The following is a 1,255-nucleotide window of genomic DNA, read 5'->3' as shown; positions in this document are numbered from 1 at the left end:
TCCCTATGCTATTCAGTCGCCGGGCCGGCGATTACTGCGCGATCGGCGCATATTTTCCGTCATGCCACTGGTTGATGTCGTAGCTGGCATTCTTGAGATCGCCCTTCTCGTCGAAGGTGACATTACCGACGACGGTGCTGATCGGCGTGCCGTTCTTCAGCGCCTCGGCAACCTTGGCCGGATCGTCGCTGCCGGCACGCTTGATGCCTTCGGCGAATGCCTGGATGGTGGCGTATGAGAACAGCGTGAAGCCCTCCGGCACGAAACCGCCGGCCTTGATCTTCTCGACGGCTGCCTTGGCTTCCGGCTTTGCCTGCGGATCCGACGGGAAGACGAACATGGTGCCCTCGCCGGCCGGGCCAGCGACCTGCCAGAATTCCGGCGAGGCGATGGAGTCCGGCATGATCAGCTGGAACTTCAGGTTCTGTTCCGCCGACTGACGCAGGATCAGGCCAGCTTCAGGATGGTAGCCGCCGAAATAGACGACGTCGGCTTTCAAGTCCTTGAGCTTGGTAACGAGAGCCGAATAGTCCTTCTCGCCAGCGTTGATGCCGTCATAGTAGACCTCCTTGAGGCCGCCGGCATTCATCGTTGCCCTGACGGCGTCAGCCACGCCCTGTCCGTAGGCGCTCTTGTCGTGCAGGACGACGACATTCTTGCCGGCGAACTTCTTGGCGATCCATGGGCCGATGAAGGCGCCCTGCGCATCGTCACGCGTATAAAGGCGCATGATCGTCGGCCAGCCGGCCTTGGCGGCCGCGTCGGTCAGCACCGGGTTGGAAGAAGCCGGGCTCATCATCAGCGCGCCGGCTTCGGCATAGACGGCCGAGGCCGGAATGCTCGAACCCGAGCAGGCATGGCCGTCGATGAACTTGACGCCATCGGCGACGACGCGGTTGGCAACCGACACCGCCTGCTTGGGATCGCACTGGTCGTCTTCGATATCAAGCTTGATCATCGACCCGTTGACGCCGCCAGCGGCGTTGATCGCATCGGCAGCGGCCTGTGCGCCCTGCTTGAACTGATCGCCGATGGTGGCGAGCTGTCCGGTCATCGGGCCGATCACCGCAAAGGTGATATCGTCGGCGAATGCGACCGGCGTGCTCATCATCAGGCCGAATATGGCCGCGTTCAAAATACTCAATTTTTTCATGATGGTAGAACTCCTCCACTCACGCGCGGCCGCCCCGGCCACGCTTCTTCCAGAGAGGCGGGAAAATTTTATTCTTCATTTCGCCCGTCTAGGCGCATTGGC

1 protein-coding gene is annotated in these 1,255 nt (G+C 61.4%); it reads right to left on the bottom strand.

Going from position 1 to position 1,255, the window contains the following annotated elements; translation table 11 throughout:
• Positions 1-31: 31 nt before the first annotated feature.
• Positions 32-1,153 carry an ABC transporter substrate-binding protein gene (locus tag ENZ74_RS32130; RefSeq protein WP_013532613.1) on the bottom strand — a complete coding sequence of 374 codons (1,122 nt, stop codon included), beginning with the start codon at positions 1,151-1,153 and terminating at the stop codon, positions 32-34.
• Between the last annotated feature and the right edge of the window lie 102 nt (positions 1,154-1,255).

Origin of the sequence: Mesorhizobium sp. M7A.F.Ca.CA.002.15.2.1 (genome assembly GCF_003998715.1) — a bacterium.
Classification (GTDB): domain Bacteria; phylum Pseudomonadota; class Alphaproteobacteria; order Rhizobiales; family Rhizobiaceae; genus Mesorhizobium; species Mesorhizobium ciceri.
The sequence above is the reverse complement of the archived record's forward strand: the minus strand, read 5'-3'. Positions and strand labels throughout refer to the sequence as shown.